Raw genomic sequence first — 20,080 nt, 5'->3', positions numbered from 1 at the left:
TAGCGCAGACCAACTTAAAAGAAAATTGGCTGGGGTGCAGGGATTCGAACCCCGGAATGCTGGAATCAGAATCCAGTGCCTTACCGCTTGGCGACACCCCAATAGTGTCTTTTTGGCATAAAATAGTTAGCGCCTTATGTTGAAAGCAAAACGACTGCTTTCAGCCTGGCGACACTTCAATAATGCCTTGCATTAATCTGTACCGGATAACCGCAAAACAGCTGCGTTTATCACAAAAAAATGGCTGGGGTACCTGGATTCGAACCAGGGAATGCCGGTATCAAAAACCGGTGCCTTACCGCTTGGCGATACCCCATCCGGACAACGCTGGAAAATGGTGCGGGAGGCGAGACTTGAACTCGCACACCTTGCGGCGCCAGAACCTAAATCTGGTGCGTCTACCAATTTCGCCACTCCCGCAAAAAGATGGTGGCTACGACGGGATTCGAACCTGTGACCCCATCATTATGAGTGATGTGCTCTAACCAACTGAGCTACGTAGCCCTCTTTTTTCGCGTTACCTTATCGGCGTTGCGGGGCGCATTATGCGTATTGGGCCGAAGGGCGTCAACACCTTTTTTGTCGAAAAGCGGCTCTGGTGTTCCGTTTGACTGGCTTATGAACAGCTTGCTTTAATAATCGGCAAAAAATGGCTATTTCTCCACTTATCCTGATGATGTTTGGGGCAATCTGTCCAGCGAGCATCATCAAAAAAGCGGGCTCATATGGCCCGCTTTATTCGCTGTTTGGCGTCGGCGTTACTTGTAGGCGTCCTGGTGAACCCCCACCGCGCGGCCGGATGGATCGTTCATGGTCTTAAAGGTCTCGTCCCATTCAATGGCTTTGGCCGAAGAGCAGGCTACCGACGGGCCGCCAGGCACGCATTCGGCTGCGCTGGGCAGCGGGAACAGCTCTTCGAAGATCTCCCGATACAGGTAGCCTTCTTTGGAGCCCGGCGTGTTGTACGGGAAGCGGAAATGGGCGGTTTCCATTTGCTGGTCGCTGACCTGCTGAGCCGCGACCTCTTTCAGAGTGTCTATCCAGCTATAGCCCACGCCGTCTGAGAACTGCTCTTTCTGACGCCAGGCGACGCTCGCCGGCAGATAAGACTCAAAGCATTCGCGCAGGATATGCTTTTCCATTTTGCCGTTGCCGCACATTTTATCGCGCGGGTTAAGGCGCATCGCCACATCCAGGAACTTCTTGTCCAGGAAGGGAACGCGGGCCTCAACGCCCCAGGCGGACATCGCCTTGTTGGCGCGGGCGCAGTCGAACATATGCAGCGCCAGTAGCTTGCGCACCGTCTCTTCATGGAATTCGCGCTCGTTCGGCGCCTTGTGGAAATAGAGGTAACCGCCGAACACTTCATCGGAACCCTCGCCCGACAGCACCATTTTAATCCCCATTGCTTTTATCTTTCGGGACATCAGATACATAGGCGTGGAGGCGCGAATGGTGGTCACATCGTAGGTTTCGATGTGGTAGATAACGTCGCGGATCGCGTCCAGTCCTTCCTGTACCGTAAAGTGGATTTCGTGGTGCACGGTGCCGAGGTGGTTAGCCACTTCCTGAGCCGCTTTCAGATCCGGAGAGCCCTCCAGGCCCACCGCGAAGGAGTGAAGCTGCGGCCACCAGGCCTCGCTGCGCTCCTGATCTTCTACCCGGCGGGCGGCGAATTTCTTAGTGACCGCTGAGATAATCGACGAGTCGAGACCGCCGGACAGTAACACGCCGTAAGGCACATCGGACATCAGGTGGCTTTTCACCGACTCTTCCAGCGCCTGGCGCAGGGCGTTTTTATCGGTCACGTTGTCTTTAACCGCATCGAACTCGAACCAGTCGCGCTGGTAGTAGCGGCGGATTTCGCCGTCTTTGCTCCACAGGTAGCTGCCTGCCGGAAACTCCTTAATGGTGCGGCATACCGGCACCAGCGCCTTCATTTCCGATGCGACGTACAGGTTGCCATGTTCATCATGCCCCATATAAAGAGGGATAATGCCGATATGGTCGCGGCCAATCAGATATGCGTCCTGCTCGCTGTCGTAGAGAGCGAAGGCGAACATGCCCTGCAAATCGTCAAGGAAGGCCGGGCCTTTTTCCTGATACAGCGCCAGGATGACTTCGCAGTCGGAACCGGTCTGAAACGCGTAGCTGTCGCCGTATTCGGCGCGCAGGGCCTGGTGGTTGTAAATTTCGCCGTTAACCGCCAGCGCGTGGGTTTTGCTTTCGTTGTACAGCGGCTGGGCGCCGGCGTTAACGTCGACGATGGAGAGGCGTTCATGAGCGAGAATGGCGCGGTCACTGGCATAAACGCCGGACCAGTCGGGGCCGCGATGGCGCATCAGTCGCGACATCTCCAGCGCCTTTTTACGCAGTTCGCCTGCGTCAGTTTTAATATCCAGAATACCGAAAATCGAACACATAACCTTCTCCGTCACAGATGCTGTTGCGCTAAAGCGAGTAGCGGTCGCGTTGTTTTATTGCCGCTGTTGCTGCCTGTCATGGTAAGGACAATGCCCCAGAATACGGCCCCCTGGCAAGCAAATTACTGGCCGGATAATGAAAAAAACAATGGCAGTTGCTGAATGGTAAAAAATGGCTATCTTTTGCACGCCATTATTAGTGAATCGGCAATTTTTTGGCTTTTTTATTGAATGAGGCGACGCGCCGGTTAAGGCGCATCGTCGATCAGATAACGTCGATCTCGGCGACGGAGGGGTAAATCCAGGTGGGACGAAACGGCATATCGTCGATATCGTTCAGGGCGGAAACGCCGGAGAGTACCAGAATGGTCTGCAGACCCGCCTGAAAACCGGCCAGAATATCGGTACGCAGGTTATCACCGACGATCACCGTATCTTCGGAGTGGGCCTGCATCTTGTTCAGGGCGGCGCGGATAATCCACGGGCTGGGCTTACCGACATAAAAAGGTTTACGTCCGGAGATCTTCTCGATACCGGCGCACAGCGCGCCACAGGCCGGTACCATGCCATGGCCGTGGGTATCCGGATTCGTCGCGATAAAACGGGCGCCGTTAGCGACAAACCAGGCTGCCTTATGCATCATCTCCCAGTTGTAGGAGCGGGTTTCGCCGACGATGACGAAATCGGGGTTGATATCGGTAATGGTAAAACCGGCTTTATACAGCTCGTGGATCAGCGCGCCTTCGCCCACCACATAGGCCTTTTTCCCCTCCTGGCGGCGCAGGAAATCCGCGGTGGCCATGGCGGAGGTATAAAACAGGCTGTCCGGTACATCCACGCCCGCAGAGGCAAAACGGTTGGCGAGATCCTGGCCGGTCTGGGAAGGGTAGTTAGTGAGCAGCACTACCGGAATTTCTCGCTCCAGCAGGCCGGACAGAAACTGCGCGGCGCCAGGAACGGCGACGTTATCGTGCATCAGCACGCCGTCGATATCGCAAATTACATTTTTTATCGTCATAGTCAGTCGGATGGTTTACGGAAGATGGCCTGGGCCTGAATCGCTATGGTAACCAGCGGCGGCGTCATTCGGAAGTAAAATCCCGCGCCGCCGTTATGGTCCGGAATTACTCTTCCAGCAGTCGCTGCAGGAGCGCTCCGTTAAGCATAGCGCGCTTTACCAGGGCGAAGGCGCCGATGGCCGAACGGTCATCCAGATGGGAACGAACCACCGGCAGGTTGCGGCGGAAAGCTTCCAGCGCCTGAGTATTGACGCAGCGTTCAATGGCGGGCAGCAGGATCTTTTCCGCTGCCATCACCTCGCCGGCGATCACCACTTTTTGGGGGTTAAACAGGTTGATGGCGATGGCGATGGCTTTTCCCAGATGGCGCCCGACCTGCTCCAGGACTTCGCAGGCCAGCCGATCGCCCTGGTTGGCGGCCCGGCAGATATCCTGGATCCGGCACTTGTCCGGGGTCAGGCGGCTCTGATACCCCTGAGAGAGCAGCTGGCGCACCCGATGTTCAATGGCCGCGTTAGCGGCGATGGTTTCCAGACAGCCGAAGTTGCCGCAGTGGCAGCGTTCTCCCAGCGGATCGACCTGAATATGGCCGATTTCCCCGACGTTGCCGTTGCGGCCAATAAAGATCTGGCCGCCGGAAAGGATACCGGCGCCGGTACCGCGGTGGACGCGCACCAGAATAGAATCTTCGCAGTCCTGGGTGGCGCCGAAATAGTGTTCCGCCAGCGCCAGACTGCGGATATCGTGGCCCACAAAGCAGGCGAAGCCAAAGCGGCGTTCCAGCGTTTCCACCAGCGACCAGTTATCGACTTCGATATGGGGCATATAGCGCACCACACCGCTTTCGGGATCCACCAGGCCTGGCAGAATCACTGAAATCGCGATCAGTTCGCGAATCTTGCGCTGACAGTGGTCGATAAAATCTTCAATTGCCGCCAGCAGGGCGGCTTCAAGCGCATCCTGACGCCGTTCCGGCAGCGGATAGTGGCGCTCTTCCAGCGCCCGGGCGCTGAGGTCGAAGAGGGTAAGAGTGGCGTCATAACGGCCAAGACGCACGCCAATAGCCTGAAAGCCGCGAGTTTCGGTGACAATGGAGATAGCCCGACGACCGCCGGTAGACGCCTGCTGATCGACCTCTTTAATTAAACCGCGTTCGATCAGCTGGCGGGTGATTTTGGTGACGCTGGCGGGGGCAAGCTGGCTTAATTCGGCAATCTGAATGCGCGATATCGGCCCCTGTTGATCGATCAGGCGATAGACCGCCGCTCCGTTAAGCTGTTTGACCAGATCAACATTACCTATTTGCGCTTGTCCGCCAGTCGTCATACCTGTTTATCCGATTGCGACCTCGTCTCCGTTAACGATGGTCTTAATGATATTAAAATCGCGGCTGAACACCGTCAGGTTTGCCACCTTACCTGATTCCAGGGTGCCCAGACGCTCCGCTACGCCCATGGCCCGGGCAGGGTAGAGCGTTGCCATGCGCAGAGCTTCGTCCAGCGCGATGTTGACATGCTCCACCAGATTACGCACCCCTTCGATCATGGTCAGCGCCGAGCCGCTCAGGGTTCCGTTCTCATCCACACAGAGTCCATTCCGGTAGTATATTGTTTTACCAGCAAAAATGAACTGGTCAATATCGGAACCTGCCGCAGCGGTGGCATCGGTCACCAGGCACAGCTTTTCGCCTTTGAGTTTTTTTGCGGTGCGCACGTTGGCGTAACTGACGTGCAGTCCGTCGGCGATAATGCCGCAGTACAGATCCGGGTCGTCGAAAATGGCGCCGGTCAGGCCCGGCTCGCGGCCGGTAATATATGGCATAGCGTTGTACAGATGGGTAGCGAAACTAATTCCGGCGCGGAAGCCGCGCTTCGCTTCCTGCCAGGTGGCGTTAGAGTGACCGGCGGAAACGCGGATACCGGCATCCACCAGTTGGCGAATCACGGCCGGATCGACCTCTTCCGGCGCAAGGGTGATTTTGGTAATGACGTCGGCGTTCTGACACAGGAAGTTCACCAGGCTGGGATCGGGCTTACGGATATACTCAGGGTTGTGGGTCCCTTTCTTCACCAGACTCAGCCATGGCCCTTCCAGATGCAGGCCCAGAGCCTGGTTCTGATGCTTGCCCAGGTATTCGCGCATCACGCTAACCGCCTGCATCATTAACTCATCGCTGGAGGTGATAAGCGTTGGCAGGAAGCTGGTACAGCCGGAGCGCTCGTTGGCCTTCTGCATAATTTCCAGGGTTTCCACGCTGACAGCGTCGGCGGTGTCGTTAAACATGACGCCGCCGCAGCCGTTTAGCTGAACGTCAATAAATCCCGGGGCGATAACGGCACCACCCATATCGCGTGTGGCGATATCCTGCGGCAGCTCTGCCATTGGGCAGATGCGGTCAATCAGACCGTCTGCGATGATGATCGCATGGTCGTCCAGAACGTCGTGACCGGTATAGATACGGCCATGGGTTAATGCATACATAGTTACCCCCGGAATAGATATGACTTAAAGACCTTTAATGCTTTCAGCTTCCAGCTCGTTGAAGTACTTCAGGGTTTTCACCTTCAGCTCCATCGTGGAAGGTTCGTCGCAGACGATAACCGCTTTCGGATGCAGCTGCAGGCAGCTGATGGTCCACATATGGTTGACGTTGCCTTCGACGGCAGCCTGAAGCGCCTGCGCCTTGACGTGACCCAGCACCAGAATCATCACCTCTTCGGCATCCAGCAGAGTGCCTACGCCGACGGTCAGGGCATATTTAGGCACCTGATTGACGTCGCCGCCAAAGAAGCGGGAGTTGGCGACCCGGGTATCGTGGGTCAGAGTTTTGATGCGGGTGCGGGAAGCCAGCGAAGAGGCCGGTTCGTTAAAAGCGATATGCCCGTCGTTGCCCACGCCGCCCATAAACAGATGAATTTTACCGTAGGCGCGGATCTTTTCTTCATAGCGGCGGCACTCTTCGTCAACGTCCGGCGCATTGCCGTCCAGCAGGTTGATATTTTCTGCCGGGATATCGACGTGGTCAAAGAAATTACGGTGCATGAAGCTATGGTAGCTTTCCGGGTGCTCTTTCGGCAGCCCGACGTACTCATCCATATTGAAGGTCACAACGTGTTTGAAGCTGACTTCGCCAGCTTTATAGAGTTCCACCAGCGCTTTGTAGGCTTCCAGCGGCGTGCCGCCGGTAGGCAGGCCCAGAACGAAAGGGCGATCCGCGGTAGGGTTAAAAGCGTTAATACGGTTTACAATATGGCGGGCTGCCCATTTACCGACCTGTTGAGCCGTAGTCAGGGGAATCAGTCTCATCATTCACCTCTATGAAAGTTAAGTTAAGAGTGCCGGCCGGATCGCCGCTTATACTGAAGTAAAGATTAACGTAGATTTTCCGCGCGGCGGCATTTATCCGTCCTGATATTTTTGATGATAAAATAAGTTTTGTGAGATAGCCAGAAGGGGAGTGTTTTAGATGCAATATTTGGTGATTTGATTCACAAAAAACGGGCTTTTAATTTGCGATACGAATTAAATTTCCACACACTCTGGCGTGACATGAGATTTTGCCGTATGGATTCGCCTGCAACACGGGCAATCGCACTATAAAAAAAGAGCTACGAGGCTTCACTCGGGGCCTTATAGGGGGAATAAAGTGAGTATTCTAGGCTACTTACAGCGCGTAGGGCGCGCTTTGATGGTACCGGTGGCGACCTTGCCTGCCGCCGCCATCCTGATGGGTGTCGGTTACTGGATTGACCCGGTAGGTTGGGGGGGCGACAACGCGCTCGCCGCCTTCTTTATTAAGTCCGGTTCCGCCATCATCGATAACATGTCGGTGCTGTTCGCCATCGGCGTCGCATACGGCATGTCTAAAGATAAAGACGGCGCGGCTGCGCTGACCGGCTTTGTCGGCTTTCTGGTACTGACCACGCTCTGCTCGCCGGCTGCGGTTTCCATGATTCAGAGCATCCCGGAAGCGGAAGTCCCTGCCGCTTTCGCGAAGATTAATAACCAGTTCGTGGGGATCCTGGTGGGTATCATTTCCGCTGAGCTGTATAACCGCTTTAGCGGCGTGGAGTTGCCGAAGGCGCTGTCGTTCTTTAGCGGCCGCCGTCTGGTGCCGATCCTGACCTCATTTGTGATGATAGCCGTTGCTTTCGTACTGATGTACGTCTGGCCGGTTATTTTCGGCGGTCTGGTGGAGTTCGGCGAGTATATTCAGAAGATGGGCTCCATCGGCGCCGGGGTTTACGCCTTCTTTAACCGCCTGCTGATTCCGGTTGGTCTGCACCACGCGCTGAACTCGGTATTCTGGTTCGATGTGGCGGGTATCAACGATATTCCTAACTTCCTGGGCGGGGCGCAGTCTATCGAGGCGGGCAAAGCGGTTGTGGGGATCACCGGTCGCTATCAGGCGGGCTTCTTCCCGATCATGATGTTCGGTCTGCCCGGGGCGGCGCTGGCAATTTATCAGTGTGCGCGTCCTGAAAATAAAGCAAAAGTGCTGGGTATCATGATGGCGGGCGCGTTCGCCGCGTTCTTTACCGGCATCACCGAGCCGCTGGAGTTCTCCTTCATGTTCGTTGCGCCGGTACTGTACGTGATTCACGCCGTGCTGACCGGTATCTCGGTTTTCATCGCCGCCAGCATGCACTGGATTGCCGGCTTTGGCTTCAGCGCCGGTCTGGTGGATATGGTGCTCTCTTCGCGTAACCCGCTGGCCACGCACTGGTACATGCTGATTCCGCAGGGCCTGGTGTTCTTCGTTATCTACTATCTGGTGTTCCGTTTCACTATCACCAAATTTAACCTGATGACCCCGGGGCGCGAGCTGGCCGTGGCCGGTAGCGAAGCCGATGGGCAGGACACTAACATCAGCGGCGGTGAAAAGCAGGACGTGTCTGAACTGGCTCGCCAGTACATCGCGGCGGTAGGGGGTTCCGATAACCTGACCGGTATCGATGCCTGTATCACTCGTCTGCGCCTGTCGGTGAAAGATTCTGCCGTTGTGGATGACGCACTGGCCAAGCGCCTTGGCGCCAGCGGCGTGATTCGCCTGAACAAGACCAGCGTGCAGATCATCGTCGGCTTTGTCGCCGAGAAGATAGCTAATGCCATGAAGACCACGGGGCACGTCGCGGCGGCTCAGTCCGGCCCGGCACAGTCGGCGCCGGCAGCGCAGGCCAGGCCACAGGCGGTGCGTAACGATCAGCCGACCGTCGTGACCCTGGTAGCGCCGGTCAGCGGCGAACTGGTGGCGCTGGATGATGTGCCGGACGAAGCCTTCGCCAGCAAAGCGGTAGGCGACGGCGTGGCTATCAAACCCAGCGAAAAAACGGTGGTTGCCCCGGCTGCGGGTACCGTGGTGAAAATCTTCAACACCAACCACGCATTCTGCCTGGAAACCGACGACGGTGCCGAAATTGTGGTGCACATGGGGATCGATACCGTGGCGCTGGAAGGCAAAGGCTTTAAGCGTCTGGTGGAAGAAGGGGCGACGGTTCGCGCCGGTCAGCCGGTGCTGGAGATGGATCTCGACTTCCTGAATGCCAATGCGCGCTCGATGATTAGCCCGGTGGTTTGCAGCAACATCGACGACTACAGCGGGCTGGTGGTGAAAGCGACCGGTGCCCTGGTGGCTGGCGAGACGCCGCTGTACGAGATTAAAGCGAAGAAATAGCGTCTGCGGACGGTATCACTGAAGCGGCCGGGCGATGAACCCGGCCGTTTTTTTATTCCCGCGTCAACGCTGTGCTAATTTCTGTAACTAAAGGTTGTTTCCGGCGACGGCTTGTAAGATCATGCCACGTTAACCGAGTTAAAAACGCTTTGAGGTATTAAGAGATGAGTGAGGCCGAAGCCCGCCCAACTAACTTTATTCGCCAGATTATCGATGAGGATCTGGCCTGCGGTAAACACGCCACCATTTGCACGCGTTTTCCTCCTGAGCCGAACGGCTATCTGCACATCGGCCATGCGAAATCCATCTGCCTGAACTTCGGCATCGCTCAGGATTATCAGGGCACCTGTAATCTGCGCTTTGACGACACTAACCCGGTTAAAGAAGATATCGAGTATGTGGACTCCATTAAGCAGGATGTCGAGTGGCTGGGTTTTCACTGGGCGGGGGATGTCCGTTATTCTTCTGACTATTTCGACCAGCTGTTCCACTACGCTATTGAGCTTATCAACAAAGGCCTGGCCTATGTTGATGAGCTGACGCCGGAGCAGATTCGCGAGTACCGCGGTACCCTGACTGAGCCGGGTAAAAACAGCCCATATCGCGATCGCACGGTGGAAGAGAATCTGGCGCTGTTTGAAAAAATGCGTGCCGGGGAGTTTGCCGAAGGCACCGCCTGCCTGCGTGCGAAGATCGATATGGCTTCTCCGTTTATGGTGATGCGCGATCCGGTACTGTATCGCATTAAGTTTGCCGAACATCACCAGACCGGTAACAAGTGGTGCATCTACCCGATGTATGATTTCACCCACTGTATTTCCGATGCGCTGGAAGGAATCACCCACTCGCTGTGTACCCTGGAATTCCAGGATAACCGCCGTCTTTATGACTGGGTGCTGGACAACATCACTATCCCGGCTCATCCGCGCCAGTACGAATTTTCGCGCCTGAACCTGGAATACGCCATCATGTCCAAGCGTAAGCTTAACCTGCTGGTGACCGAAAAGATCGTTGAAGGCTGGAACGATCCGCGCATGCCGACCATTTCTGGCCTGCGCCGTCGTGGCTATACCGCAGCGGCTATCCGTGAATTCTGTAAGCGTATCGGCGTTACCAAACAGGACAACACCGTTGAAATGGCGTCGCTGGAAGCCTGTATTCGCGAAGATCTCAACGAGAACGCGCCGCGTGCGATGGCGGTTATCGATCCGGTTAAGTTGATCATTACTAACTATCCGCAGGGGCAGAGCGAGATGGTTACTATGCCGAATCACCCGAATCGTCCGGAAATGGGCAGCCGTGAGGTGCCTTTCAGCGGCGAAATCTGGATCGATCGCGCCGACTTCCGCGAAGAAGCGAACAAGCAGTATAAGCGCCTGGTGCTGGGCAAAGAGGTGCGTTTGCGCAACGCCTATGTGATTAAAGCCGAAGAGGTGGAAAAAGACGCCGATGGAAATATCACCGCGATCCGCTGCAGCTACGATGCCGATACGCTGAGTAAAGATCCGGCCGATGGGCGCAAGGTAAAAGGGGTGATTCACTGGGTCAGCGCCGCCCATGCGCTGCCTATCGAAATTCGCCTCTACGATCGCCTGTTCAGCGTGGCGAACCCGGGCGCGGCGGAAGACTTCCTTTCCACCATTAATCCCGAGTCGCTGGTGGTGAAGCAGGGTTATGGCGAACAGAGCCTGAAAGCGGCGCAGCCGGAAAAGGCTTACCAGTTCGAGCGTGAAGGGTACTTCTGTCTTGACGGACTGACCAGCAGCGCCGACAAACCGGTGTTTAATCGCACTGTTGGTCTGCGCGATACCTGGGCGAAGACTGGCGGCTAAGCGCGATATCGTCGGTACAAACAAAAAACCCCACGATGGTGGGGTTTTTTATGGCAATAAAAAACCGGAGAGCGCTCTCCGGTTTTTTTGACGCTGGCCCGGACGTGATTACTTCTTGCTGACCTCATGGGCGTCATCGCTTTCCCGACAGTCGCCTTCGGCGCAGTGGCCATACAGATAGAGGCTGTGGTTGGTCAGGCGGATATTATGCCGGGTGGCAATTTCACGCTGCCGTGTTTCAATAGAATCATCGCTGAATTCAATCACTTTGCCGCAGTCCAGACAAATAAGATGATCGTGATGATGCTGCTGCGTCAGTTCAAAAACGGATTTTCCGCCTTCAAAGTTGTGACGGGTGACGATACCTGCGTCGTCGAACTGGTTCAGCACGCGGTAAACCGTGGCCAGACCAATTTCTTCCCCCATATCGATCAGTCGTTTGTACAAGTCTTCCGCACTGACATGATGGTTTTCAGGCTCCTGTAACACTTCCAGGATCTTTAACCGGGGAAGCGTGACTTTCAGGCCGGCCTTCTTTAATGCGGTATTGTTGTCAGTCATGCGGAATATGTCCTGTTGCTTAATGACTTAGCTCCTCTGGAGCACTGCATAGAATTCATAAAAAAAGATGAATGCGTCTCATTATAGAGCCGTGAAGGGTAAATGAAAACCGCGTTCAACCTGCAAAAATGTGAATAAAAAAGTGGGAAAATTTATGCCAGATGCGGCATCTGAGCCCATTTTACCGGACATATTGTACTACTTAGTGGGGCAAAGTTAAAAAATTGTATCAATTATTACTATCGGTTATATCTATTAATGCGGCGCAGATCGCGCCGCAGCAGGCTATTATCAGGCGTTGATAATTTCATCAAGATGCAGCTCTTCGGAGATCTGCTTAACCCATTTTTCAACGCGCTCGTTGGTCAGTTCCGGCTGACGATCTTCGTCGATAGCCAGGCCCAGGAAATGGTCGTCATCGGCCAGCCCCTTGGACGCTTCGAAGTGGTAGCTTTCGGTCGGCCAGTGGCCCACAATGGTGGCGCCGTTCGGTTCGATAATGTCGCGAATGGTGCCCAACGCGTCGCAGAAGTATTCCGCATAGTCTTCCTGATCGCCGCAACCAAACAGCGCAACCAGCTTACCGTTGAAGTCGACTTCTTCCAGCGTGGGGAAGAAGTCGTCCCAGTCGCACTGCGCTTCACCATAGTACCAGGTCGGGATTCCAAGCAGCAGAATATCGAAGCCTTCCAGGTCTTCTTTGCTGCTTTTAGCAATATCATGCACCTCAGCAACTTCTTTACCGAGCTGTTTCTGAATCATTTTCGCGATATTTTCGGTGTTGCCGGTGTCGCTGCCGAAAAAAATGCCTACGATTGCCATGAGTAAAGTAACCTCTTGAATCTAAAAAAGTATGGTGGCTGCGTAATGCCCACGGATAGGGCAATCATAGCAGAAGCCCTTCGAGTGCGGAAACCGCTATTCGTCGCAGGGTGCACAGTATGCAACATGCCGGGCGGCGTAAGGGCGGTCTTAGCCCCGGAGCTGGGCGAGCTGGCTCAGCAGAATCTCTTCGATAAGCTCGCTGCGGCTGATGTTGCGCGCATGGGCGAGCTCATTGAGCGCATCCACGGCTTCGCCGTTAAGCTTCAGCTCAACGCGTTTCAGGCCGCGGACTTTATCGCGTTTAAGCTGGTTGCGCTTGTTGATGCGCAGCTGCTCGTCACGCGACAGCGGATTGGTTTTGGGTCGACCCGGTCGACGCTCGTTTGCAAAAAGATCGAGCGTCGTGCGGTCCGTTTGTTCTTTTGCCATGATTTGCTGCTGCTGACAGGGAAAAGGCTACGGGAGCGGATTTTTACAGCGCGCCATCATACATCAGTGCTCAGCGGGGCGCCAACGCCCGGAGCGCATCTGGCGACCGGACGATGGGTTTTTAATCAGAAGCAAGGAAGCGATGGATGGCCCGCAGCACTGGCTGGGGCTTTTCGGCGTGAACCCAGTGGCCGGCGCCGGCAATGACGTGTGCGCGCGCCTGGGGGAACTGGGCGGCGATCTCCGGCTGATATGCGGCCTGAATATAGGGTGAATCGCCGCCGCGGATAAACAGGGCAGGATGCGGCCAGGGAGGTGTGGGCTCCCAGCCGGTGATATTGTCGTACTGATCCCAGAGCACCGGGACATTAAAACGCCATTCGCCGTTCGCGAATGATTTCAGTAGAAACTGGATGACGCCTTCTTCTTCTATATGCTCGCGCATTATCGCAGCGGCGTCGTGGCGGCTGGTGGCGCCCTGTGCGGTGACGGCGCGTACGGCGGCGAAGATGGCGTCGTGGCGGCGTACCGGATAGGCCACCGGCGCAATATCGAGAAGTACCAGTTGATCGATACGTTCAGGAGCCAGCGCGCTCAGCGCCATCGACACTTTGCCGCCCATGGAATGGCCGATAAGCGTGACTTTATCGAACTGGCAGTCGTCCAGGGTATCCAGAACGTCCTGAGCCATCGCCGGATAGGTCATGATCTCGCTGCGAGGGGAGAGACCGTGGTTACGCAGATCGAGCTGCAGTACGGTGCGTTCCTCCATTAGAGAGCGACCCAGCACGCCCAGATTATCCAGGCTGCCGAACAGGCCGTGAATCAGAACGATGGGCGTCGCGGAGCCCGGAGATTGCGCAGTTTGCAGGCGGGTGTTGAGTTTCATAGCAAAGTTCTTTTTTTGAGTTCGTCTGGTTAGGGTATCATGGAAGGCATTCTGCCGTGCGGCGGCAATTTCCGGTTAATTCCGACTTTTGCCGCTATCCTGGCTTGACGCTATCCGCTGTTGAGATTTGTCTCTATAATCCCAACGACTTGTATTCAGAAAGATATTGCACTGGATTAAGATGAAAACGATTGAAGTTGATGACGAGCTGTATCGCTATATTGCCAGCCACACCCTGCACATTGGCGAAAGCGCGTCCGACATTTTGCGGCGCATGTTGAAAGTTTCCGCCGCCCTGCCTGCACAGAGCTCTTCAGCAAAACCCCAGGCGCCTGTGGCCCACGTTAGTTCGGAGCCGAAACCGATGGTGAAAGGCGCCCGCGAACGAGTGCGTGCGGTGCGTGAACTGCTGCTCTCTGATGAATACGCCGAGCAGAAGAAGGCCGTTAATCGTTTTATGCTGGTGCTCTCCACGCTCTACTCTCTGGATGCCGCGGCTTTTGTTGAAGCGACGGAATCCCTGCACGGCCGCACCCGCGTTTACTTCGCGACCGATGAGCGCACCCTGCTTAAGAGCGGTAACCAGACCAAACCGAAAGCGGTTCCCGGCACGCCGTACTGGGTGATTACCAATACCAATACAGGCCGCAAATGCAGCATGATCGAACACATCATGCAGAGTATGCAGTTCCCTGCAACTCTTACCGAGAAAGTTTGCGGCACCATCTAACTCTGATGTCAGAAGGATCAGGACAATGGCTAACCATGAACGCGCAGGACAACCTGCACAGCAGAGCGATCTGATTAATGTCGCGCAGTTGACGGCGCAGTACTATGTGCTGAAGCCGGAAACGGGCAATCCTGAACATGCGGTTAAATTTGGCACCTCCGGCCACCGCGGCAGCGCCGCCCGTCACAGTTTCAACGAGCCGCACATTCTGGCCATTGCCCAGGCGATAGCGGAAAATCGCGCCGCTAACGGCATCACCGGCCCCTGTTATGTGGGCAAAGATACCCATGCGCTTTCCGAACCGGCGTTTATTTCGGTTCTGGAAGTGCTGAGCGCCAATGGCGTTGAGGTCGTCGCTGCACAGGATAACGGCTTTACGCCGACGCCGGCGGTATCCAACGCTATTCTTGAACATAACAGGAAAGCGGGCGCCCAGGCGGACGGTATTGTTATTACGCCGTCCCATAATCCGCCGGAAGATGGCGGCATCAAATACAACCCGCCTAACGGCGGCCCGGCGGATACCAACGTCACTAAGGTGATTGAGGATCGCGCCAATCAGCTTCTGGCCGAAGGGCTGAAATCTGTGAAGCGCCAGTCCCTGGACGCGGCCTGGGCCAGCGGCCAGGTACGCGAGCAGGATCTGGTTCAGCCATTTATCGAAGGCCTGGCGACCATCGTGGATATGGATGCCATTCGCAAAGCGGGTCTGAAACTGGGGGTCGATCCGCTGGGCGGCTCCGGTATCGAATACTGGAAGCGCATCGCTGAACACTATCAGTTGGATCTCACTATCGTTAACGATCAGGTGGATCAGACGTTCCGCTTTATGCACCTTGATAAAGATGGCGTTATCCGTATGGACTGTTCCTCGGAGTGCGCTATGGCGGGCCTGCTGGCCCTGCGTGATAAATTCGATCTGGCCTTCGCCAACGATCCCGACTATGACCGTCACGGTATTGTGACGCCGGCGGGGCTGATGAATCCCAACCATTATCTGGCTGTGGCTATCGATTACCTGTTCCGCCACCGCCCGCAGTGGGGGAAAGAGGTCGCGGTAGGAAAAACGCTGGTCTCCTCGGCGATGATCGATCGGGTTGTCAACGAGCTGGGCCGTAAGCTGGTGGAAGTGCCGGTTGGCTTTAAGTGGTTTGTGGACGGTCTGCACGACGGCAGCTTCGGCTTTGGCGGCGAAGAGAGCGCCGGGGCATCGTTCCTGCGTTTTGACGGCACGCCGTGGTCCACCGATAAAGACGGCATCATCATGTGTCTGCTGGCGGCGGAAATTACTGCCGTCACCGGTAAAAACCCGCAGCAGCACTATGATGAGCTGGCGGCCCGTTTCGGTGCGCCGAGCTATAACCGTATTCAGGCTTCGGCCACCTCGGCACAGAAAGCGGCGCTGTCGAAACTGTCGCCCGAAATGGTCAGCGCCAGTACCCTGGCGGGCGATCCCATCACCGCGCGTCTGACGGCGGCGCCGGGCAATGGCGCTTCTATCGGCGGCCTGAAGGTCATGACCGATAACGGCTGGTTCGCCGCCCGTCCGTCCGGCACCGAAGACGCCTACAAGATTTACTGCGAAAGCTTCCTTGGGGCGGAGCATCGTCAGCAGATCGAAAAAGAAGCCGTCGAGATTGTCAGCCAGGTGCTGAAAGAGGCGAAGTAATCGCACGGCCCTGTCTTTGCAACACGAAATCCATCTGCCCGGCAGGTGGATTTTTTTTGTCTGTCGCTGGGTTAATAGCTGCCTGAACGGCGTCAGGGAATAAACCGGTAGCCGATACCGGTTTCGGTCAGCAGGTGGCGCGGGCGCGCCGGATCCTGTTCCAGTTTCTGGCGCAGGTGCCCCATATAAATACGCAGATAGTGGCTGTGCTCGACGGCGTTGGGGCCCCAGACCTGATTAAGCAGCTGGCGCTGGGTCAGCACCTTGCCTTCGTTGTTCAGCAGCGTCGCCAGCAGCCGGAATTCGATGGGGGTCAGATGAATCTCCGCATCATAGCGGGTGATGCGCCGGGCGGCGAGATCGACGCGAACATCGGCGAACTGCCAGACCGGAGTGGACTGTTCGCCGCCGCAGCGGCGCAGCGCCACCCGCAGGCGCGCCTGAAGCTCGCCTATGCCGAAGGGCTTACACAGATAGTCGTCGGCGCCGGCGTCCAGCGCCGAGATCTTGTCCTGTTCGTCACTGCGCGCCGACAAAACGATAATGGGCATGGCGCTCCACTGGCGAACTTCACGAATAAAATCGACGCCGTCGCCGTCCGGCAGGCCGAGATCCAGAATCACCAGCTCCGGCTTGCGGGTGGCGGCCTCAATCAGACCGCGCTGTAGCGTTTCCGCTTCATAAACCCGAATCCCTTGGTCTTCCAGCGCGCTACGCAGAAAGCGGCGAATGGCTTTTTCATCTTCGACAATCAGCAGATTAATCACAGTGCCTCACTCATTTCATCCAGCGTCGGCGCGGGGGGCTGCGGTAGTCGTATATGAAAGCTGGCCCCCCCCTGCGGGCGGTTTTCCGCATAAATGGTACCGTCATGGACGCTGACAATCGCCTGGCAGATAGCCAGGCCCAGCCCCACGCCAGGAATGGCCGACTCTTTGGTTCCTCTGGCAAATTTATCAAAAATCGCCTGTTCCTGCCCGTGGGGAATCCCGGGCCCGTTGTCCCGGATCTCCAGTGCCAGGAAATCCGGATGACGGGTGGCGTGAATACCGATTCTCGCATCAGAGCCTGCGTATTTGGTCGCATTTTCCAGCAGATTGATCAGCACCCGCTCGAATAGCGGGCCATCCACGTGGATCAAACTGAGAGGGTCTGCCAGTTCGACATCGATATGTCGGCAGCCAATAGCCAGTTGCGACATCTGCAATGCGCTACCCACCACCTCTTCCAGGGTCAACCATTCACGCTTCAGATTAAAACCGCCAGACTGAATGCGCGCCATATCCAGCAGATTATTGACCAGTCGGGTGGTGCTCAACACCTGCTGGCGAATTTCGCTGGCCTGGGGGGCGTGCTTTGATCCTTCGGCCGCCAGATCCAGCGTCAGAATTTCCGCCTGGCCGAACAGCACCGTCAGCGGCGTGCGCAGATCGTGGGAAAGCGCGGCCAGCAGTGAATTCCGCACCTGTTCGCGTTCGGAAGCCAGCCGCGCCTGGGCCTCTCTGGCGCTCAGCGCCAGGCGTTCCAGGGCGTTGGTCACCAGTAGCGTAAAGGTTTCCAGCAGCCGCTGCTGTTCCGGAATCATCAACTGGCGCGGGCTGGCGGGCTCGACGATCAAAACGCCCAGGCTGATGCCTGCCGCCCGCAGCGGCAGAATCTGGTACGGGACGCCGGGAAGCGTGTCGGTACCGGCGCCGGCTGGTTGCCCCTTTTCAAAGCTCCAGCGGGCGATGGCTTCGTCCCAGTGGGTAATGCCGTCGCCGTCTTGCCGCGCCTGGAGTCGGCCCAGATCGTCCGGGGTGAGGAGCTGGCAGCGCGCGGCGAAACTGCTGCCAAGAAAATGGGCGCTGGTGGCGGCTATCTCTCCCTGGGTGCGGGTCATCGCCAGCGCTTTGGAGATTTCATAAAGGTGGCGGGTGCGCTGTTCGCGATAGCGGGCTACCCGCGCCTGATAGCGGACGCCGGCGGTCAGGTTGCCGATGACTAGGCCCACGCTTAGCATCACCGCGAAGGTTAACAGATACTGAACATCGGAAACCGCCAGCGTCCCCTGGGGGGCGATAAAAAAGAGATCGAAACTCAGAACGTTAATGAAGGTAGCCAGCACTGAAGGCCAGCGTCCGTAAAACAGGGCCACCACCACCACACCCAGCAGATAGAGCATCACCAGGTTCGCGGCGTCGAAACCGGCCAGCCAGCGGCTGGCCACCAGGGTGATAATGGCGCACAGGGCGACGGCCACCAGACAGCCCCGGAGCTGCGCCCGCCACTTTTCCGCAAAGCCGCGCGGATCCGGTGAGCGGGGAAGCGCCGCGCGGGGGGACTCCTCCAGCGCCACCACCACCAGATCGAGATCCGGCGCGCGGCTCGCCAGACGATCGGCAAAGCTGCCCCGTAGCCAGGTCGGGCGGCGGTGGGCGTTGCGGCGGCCAATCAGGATCTTACCCAGATTATGCTGACGGGCGTAGCGCGCCACCGCTTTTTCCTCTTGCGGATCGGAAAGGGTGGCGGTTTCCGCTCCCAGTTCCTGAGCCAGACGCAGCGCCCGCAGAATGGCGCGCCGCTGGTGTTCCGGCAGGCGGTGCAGGCGGGGCGTTTCAACATAGACCGCGTGCCAGGCGCTGCCGAGTTTCGCCGCCAGGCGCGCGGCGGTGCGCACCAGCTTTTCGTTGCCGTCGCCGCTGCCGATACACAGCAGAATGGCGTCGCGGGTGTGCCATACCTTTTCCTGGCCCTGGCGGTCGCGCCAGGCGCGCATCTGTTCATCCACCCGGTCGGCGGTGCGGCGCAGCGCCAGTTCGCGCAGGGCGATCAGGTTTCCCTTGCGGAAGAAGTTTTCAATGGCGCGTTCGGCCTGATCGGCGATATAGACTTTGCCTTCCCGCAGGCGCTGGCGTAGATCGTCCGGCGGCAGATCCACCAGCACCACTTCATCGGCGTTATCGAAAATAGGGTCCGGCACCGTCTCACGTACCCGAATGCTGGTAACGCCGCTGACCACGTCATTCAGGCTTTCCAGATGCTGGACGTTGATGGTGGTAAAGACGTCGATTCCGGCTTCAAGCAGCTCTTCTACATCCTGCCAGCGCCGGGGATGTCGCGAGCCGGGGGCGTTGCTGTGGGCCAGTTCATCCATCAAAATCAGCGCCGGGGCGCGGGCCAGCGCGGCGTCGAGATCGAACTCCCACAGGGTGCGATCGCGATGATGAATGCGCCTGGGAGGCAAAACCGCAAGCCCTTCCAGCAGCGCGGCGGTCTCCTTACGGCCGTGGGTTTCCACCACCCCTACCAGGATATCCAGCCCTTCGTCGCGCAGGCGGCGGGCCGCCTGGAGCATGGCCCAGGTCTTACCCACCCCGGCGCAGGCGCCAAAGAAGATTTTCAGTCGGCCGCGACGCCCGGGCCGGGCCTGCTGCAGCAGCCTGTCGGGGTCGGGGCGCCCGGGTTCCTCTGTCATTATTTACTCCTGAGTGCGTCCAGCGCCAGATTGAGTTTCAGTATATTGACGACCGGCAGGCCGGGGAAGCCGGGAAGCGGCGTTTCGGTGTTCGCCGCCACCAGACGGGCGAGTTGCGCCTCCGTCAGGCCGCGCTCCCTGGCGACGCGCGGAATCTGCCAGGCGACGGCGGCGGGGCTTAGCTGCCCGTCCAGGCCGCTGGCGGATGCGGTGACCAGCTCCACCGGCACCTGGCGGCTGGCTTGTGGATTGGCGGCGCGCAGCGCTGCAATGCGCGTAGCGAATTGCTTATCGAGTTCAGGGGTTCCCGGCGCCAGGTTGCTGCCCCCCGATGCCATGGGATCGCCAGCGGCGGCGGAGGGGCGCCCCTGAAAGTAGCGGGCCTGATGAAACGGCTGGCCGATTAGGGCCGAGCCGCGCACTTCGCCATCCCGGGTGATGAGCGAACCTCGGGCCTGGTCGGGAAACCACCACTGGCCGAGTAGCGTAGTCGCCAGCGGGTACAGTCCGCCGGTTATGGCCGCCAGTAACAGCAGTGACAGTATAGCGGGGCGTAGAATAGCCATAGGGAG

General features: G+C 57.4%; 16 protein-coding genes and 4 tRNA genes. 4 read left to right on the top strand and 16 right to left on the bottom strand.

Going from position 1 to position 20,080, the window contains the following annotated elements:
* Positions 1-26 precede the first annotated feature (26 nt).
* The 9 genes from V3W49_RS07335 to nagB all read right to left on the bottom strand — a co-directional run bounded on the left by V3W49_RS07335 (position 27) and on the right by nagB (position 6,748).
* Positions 27-101 (bottom strand) — tRNA-Gln (locus tag V3W49_RS07335).
* 140 nt (positions 102-241) lie between these two features.
* Positions 242-316 (bottom strand) — tRNA-Gln (locus V3W49_RS07330).
* A 19-nt stretch (positions 317-335) separates the two neighbouring features.
* Positions 336-420 (bottom strand) — tRNA-Leu (locus V3W49_RS07325).
* Between the two features lie 7 nt (positions 421-427).
* A tRNA-Met gene (locus tag V3W49_RS07320) sits at positions 428-504 on the bottom strand.
* Positions 505-758: 254 nt separating this feature from the next.
* Complete coding sequence (gene asnB / locus V3W49_RS07315; protein ID WP_500144647.1) at positions 759-2,423, bottom strand: asparagine synthase B; 1,665 nt, start codon at positions 2,421-2,423, stop codon at positions 759-761.
* Positions 2,424-2,688: 265 nt separating this feature from the next.
* The gene (locus tag V3W49_RS07310; protein ID WP_500144646.1) at positions 2,689-3,441 is read right to left on the bottom strand and encodes an HAD-IIA family hydrolase; all 753 of its coding nucleotides are present in this window, start codon (positions 3,439-3,441) and stop codon (positions 2,689-2,691) included.
* Positions 3,442-3,547: 106 nt separating this feature from the next.
* A complete protein-coding gene (gene nagC, locus V3W49_RS07305) occupies positions 3,548-4,768 on the bottom strand; it encodes a DNA-binding transcriptional regulator NagC (protein WP_500144645.1) in 1,221 nt (406 codons plus the stop codon).
* A gap of 6 nt (positions 4,769-4,774) precedes the next feature.
* Positions 4,775-5,923 (bottom strand): N-acetylglucosamine-6-phosphate deacetylase, encoded by a 1,149-nt coding sequence (nagA, locus tag V3W49_RS07300; protein ID WP_500144644.1) that lies wholly within the window; start codon positions 5,921-5,923, stop codon positions 4,775-4,777.
* Positions 5,924-5,947: 24 nt separating this feature from the next.
* On the bottom strand, positions 5,948-6,748 hold the full coding sequence (gene nagB, locus V3W49_RS07295; RefSeq protein WP_500144768.1) for a glucosamine-6-phosphate deaminase: 801 nt from the start codon (positions 6,746-6,748) through the stop codon (positions 5,948-5,950).
* 340 nt (positions 6,749-7,088) lie between these two features.
* On the opposite strand from nagB, the gene nagE reads away from it, so the two are divergent.
* Together nagE and glnS are read left to right on the top strand one after the other, a co-directional pair.
* Complete coding sequence (gene nagE / locus V3W49_RS07290) at positions 7,089-9,116, top strand: N-acetylglucosamine-specific PTS transporter subunit IIBC (RefSeq protein ID WP_500144643.1); 2,028 nt, start codon at positions 7,089-7,091, stop codon at positions 9,114-9,116.
* Positions 9,117-9,280: 164 nt separating this feature from the next.
* Positions 9,281-10,948 carry a glutamine--tRNA ligase gene (gene glnS / locus V3W49_RS07285; RefSeq protein ID WP_500144642.1) on the top strand — a complete coding sequence of 556 codons (1,668 nt, stop codon included), beginning with the start codon at positions 9,281-9,283 and terminating at the stop codon, positions 10,946-10,948.
* A gap of 108 nt (positions 10,949-11,056) precedes the next feature.
* On the opposite strand, the gene fur is transcribed toward glnS, so the two are convergent.
* The 4 genes from fur to ybfF form a co-directional block, all read right to left on the bottom strand.
* Positions 11,057-11,509, bottom strand: coding sequence for a ferric iron uptake transcriptional regulator (fur, locus tag V3W49_RS07280; RefSeq protein WP_500144641.1), 453 nt, complete (start codon positions 11,507-11,509; stop codon positions 11,057-11,059).
* Between the two features lie 291 nt (positions 11,510-11,800).
* Positions 11,801-12,331 (bottom strand): flavodoxin FldA, encoded by a 531-nt coding sequence (gene fldA / locus V3W49_RS07275; protein ID WP_138096422.1) that lies wholly within the window; start codon positions 12,329-12,331, stop codon positions 11,801-11,803.
* A gap of 150 nt (positions 12,332-12,481) precedes the next feature.
* Positions 12,482-12,763 (bottom strand): LexA regulated protein, encoded by a 282-nt coding sequence (ybfE, locus tag V3W49_RS07270; protein WP_500144640.1) that lies wholly within the window; start codon positions 12,761-12,763, stop codon positions 12,482-12,484.
* 121 nt (positions 12,764-12,884) lie between these two features.
* Positions 12,885-13,652, bottom strand: coding sequence for an esterase (gene ybfF, locus V3W49_RS07265; RefSeq protein ID WP_500144639.1), 768 nt, complete (start codon positions 13,650-13,652; stop codon positions 12,885-12,887).
* Positions 13,653-13,833: 181 nt separating this feature from the next.
* On the opposite strand from ybfF, the gene seqA reads away from it, so the two are divergent.
* Entirely contained in the window at positions 13,834-14,382 is a 549-nt protein-coding gene (seqA, locus tag V3W49_RS07260; RefSeq protein ID WP_500144638.1) for a replication initiation negative regulator SeqA, read from the top strand.
* A gap of 25 nt (positions 14,383-14,407) precedes the next feature.
* Positions 14,408-16,051, top strand: a complete 1,644-nt coding sequence (gene pgm / locus V3W49_RS07255) for a phosphoglucomutase (alpha-D-glucose-1,6-bisphosphate-dependent) (protein ID WP_500144637.1) — start codon at positions 14,408-14,410, stop codon at positions 16,049-16,051.
* A gap of 92 nt (positions 16,052-16,143) precedes the next feature.
* Here the strand turns inward: pgm and kdpE are convergent, their stop codons facing one another.
* The 3 genes from kdpE to kdpC are packed head-to-tail and all read right to left on the bottom strand — an operon-like array spanning position 16,144 to position 20,074.
* Positions 16,144-16,818, bottom strand: a complete 675-nt coding sequence (gene kdpE / locus V3W49_RS07250; RefSeq protein WP_500144635.1) for a two-component system response regulator KdpE — start codon at positions 16,816-16,818, stop codon at positions 16,144-16,146.
* Positions 16,815-19,508, bottom strand: coding sequence for a two-component system sensor histidine kinase KdpD (gene kdpD / locus V3W49_RS07245; RefSeq protein WP_500144633.1), 2,694 nt, complete (start codon positions 19,506-19,508; stop codon positions 16,815-16,817). The genes kdpE and kdpD overlap by 4 nt, the downstream gene beginning before the upstream one ends.
* The gene (gene kdpC / locus V3W49_RS07240; RefSeq protein WP_500144632.1) at positions 19,508-20,074 is read right to left on the bottom strand and encodes a potassium-transporting ATPase subunit KdpC; all 567 of its coding nucleotides are present in this window, start codon (positions 20,072-20,074) and stop codon (positions 19,508-19,510) included. Before kdpC ends, kdpD begins: the two co-directional genes overlap by 1 nt.
* Positions 20,075-20,080: the final 6 nt, after the last annotated feature.

This window comes from Rosenbergiella sp. YN46, assembly GCF_036620675.1.
Classification (GTDB): domain Bacteria; phylum Pseudomonadota; class Gammaproteobacteria; order Enterobacterales; family Enterobacteriaceae; genus Jejubacter.
Note: the sequence above shows the minus strand (reverse complement) of the source record. Positions and strands in the feature narration are given on the sequence as shown.

What these genes read in the sequence shown, in the direction of transcription:
- ybfE (WP_500144640.1), bottom strand. Translation starts at nt 12,763, where the DNA reads ATGGCAAAAGAACAAACGGACCGCACGACGCTCGATCTTTTTGCAAAC.
- nagC (WP_500144645.1), bottom strand. Translation starts at nt 4,768, where the DNA reads ATGACGACTGGCGGACAAGCGCAAATAGGTAATGTTGATCTGGTCAAA.
- V3W49_RS07310 (WP_500144646.1), bottom strand. Translation starts at nt 3,441, where the DNA reads ATGACGATAAAAAATGTAATTTGCGATATCGACGGCGTGCTGATGCAC.
- glnS (WP_500144642.1), top strand. Translation starts at nt 9,281, where the DNA reads ATGAGTGAGGCCGAAGCCCGCCCAACTAACTTTATTCGCCAGATTATC.
- nagA (WP_500144644.1), bottom strand. Translation starts at nt 5,923, where the DNA reads ATGTATGCATTAACCCATGGCCGTATCTATACCGGTCACGACGTTCTG.
- fur (WP_500144641.1), bottom strand. Translation starts at nt 11,509, where the DNA reads ATGACTGACAACAATACCGCATTAAAGAAGGCCGGCCTGAAAGTCACG.
- ybfF (WP_500144639.1), bottom strand. Translation starts at nt 13,652, where the DNA reads ATGAAACTCAACACCCGCCTGCAAACTGCGCAATCTCCGGGCTCCGCG.
- asnB (WP_500144647.1), bottom strand. Translation starts at nt 2,423, where the DNA reads ATGTGTTCGATTTTCGGTATTCTGGATATTAAAACTGACGCAGGCGAA.
- kdpD (WP_500144633.1), bottom strand. Translation starts at nt 19,508, where the DNA reads ATGACAGAGGAACCCGGGCGCCCCGACCCCGACAGGCTGCTGCAGCAG.
- nagB (WP_500144768.1), bottom strand. Translation starts at nt 6,748, where the DNA reads ATGAGACTGATTCCCCTGACTACGGCTCAACAGGTCGGTAAATGGGCA.
- pgm (WP_500144637.1), top strand. Translation starts at nt 14,408, where the DNA reads ATGGCTAACCATGAACGCGCAGGACAACCTGCACAGCAGAGCGATCTG.
- kdpC (WP_500144632.1), bottom strand. Translation starts at nt 20,074, where the DNA reads ATGGCTATTCTACGCCCCGCTATACTGTCACTGCTGTTACTGGCGGCC.
- fldA (WP_138096422.1), bottom strand. Translation starts at nt 12,331, where the DNA reads ATGGCAATCGTAGGCATTTTTTTCGGCAGCGACACCGGCAACACCGAA.
- seqA (WP_500144638.1), top strand. Translation starts at nt 13,834, where the DNA reads ATGAAAACGATTGAAGTTGATGACGAGCTGTATCGCTATATTGCCAGC.